This window comes from Halorubrum sp. Atlit-26R (assembly GCF_003666015.1).
Lineage (GTDB): Archaea > Halobacteriota > Halobacteria > Halobacteriales > Haloferacaceae > Halorubrum.
This window is the reverse complement of record NZ_QPLT01000188.1, coordinates 1-780: the sequence shown is the minus strand read 5'-3', so window position 1 is coordinate 780 and position 780 is coordinate 1. Positions and strand designations below refer to the sequence as shown.

The window sequence follows — 780 nt, the reverse complement described above, 5'->3', positions numbered from 1 at the left end:
TAGAACCCGCACGTCGGGGGTGGTTCCCCCGCACACCATTTCAGTACAATTCTGTGCAGATTTGTACATTACACCACGCTTTTATACGTTGAGGTATAAAGAGTATATAGGGACAAGAAGTCCCGGGCGCGACGTTCCCCGAGTGGTTCTCGGGACTCTCTTTCAACTTTTCCTAGCGCCAGCACCGGCCACGTCTCGGATCGATACCATTCGGCAACTGTGACTCGCGCTCTCGTGCGGGTGCAGCGAGTCACAACATGAAGCGAGATAGATACAACGACACAGACAGTACAGAGAACATCGATATCGCGAAAACAGTGCAGATCGCCGATATACTACGGGCGTCACGCAGAATACAAGTCCTCATCGAGCTGGAGTCAGCTAGCGAGAACGGGATGACAGTGGGTTCGTTGGCGGATGCGATTGCGGAGAACGAACCTGAGTCTGAGTCCCCGAACGCACGCAGATCAGTGTACGTGGCGCTTTATCAATCCCACCTGCCGAAGCTGGAGAGCGAGAATTTGGTTGACTGGGACCGCGACACGGTTACTCGTTCGAGTAGATTTGACGAGGTGGTATCGGCGTTACACCGACTCCAGGGGTAGGCGTAACCGCTTGAATGTTGTCGCGTAGGTATTTCCTCTCGCCCCGATATACGGTCGGTATGACATCGGATGCGGGAGATATCGAACTGCGTCGAGACCTGCTGGAGCATCTCGCGCAGAGTGAACACGCACACTGGATGAACGCCCGAACGAGCTGTGCGTACATCGGCAGCAG

General features: G+C 54.7%; 1 protein-coding gene. It reads left to right on the top strand.

The genetic code is table 11. The features are described 5' to 3' along the window. Positions 1–257: 257 nt before the first annotated feature. Entirely contained in the window at positions 258–605 is a 348-nt protein-coding gene (locus DVK07_RS20065) for a hypothetical protein (RefSeq protein ID WP_121598559.1), read from the top strand. The last annotated feature ends 175 nt before the right edge of the window (positions 606–780 follow it).

Excerpts from the sequence above, each read along its gene's own strand:
- DVK07_RS20065 (WP_121598559.1), top strand. The coding sequence starts at position 258 with ATGAAGCGAGATAGATACAACGACACAGACAGTACAGAGAACATCGAT.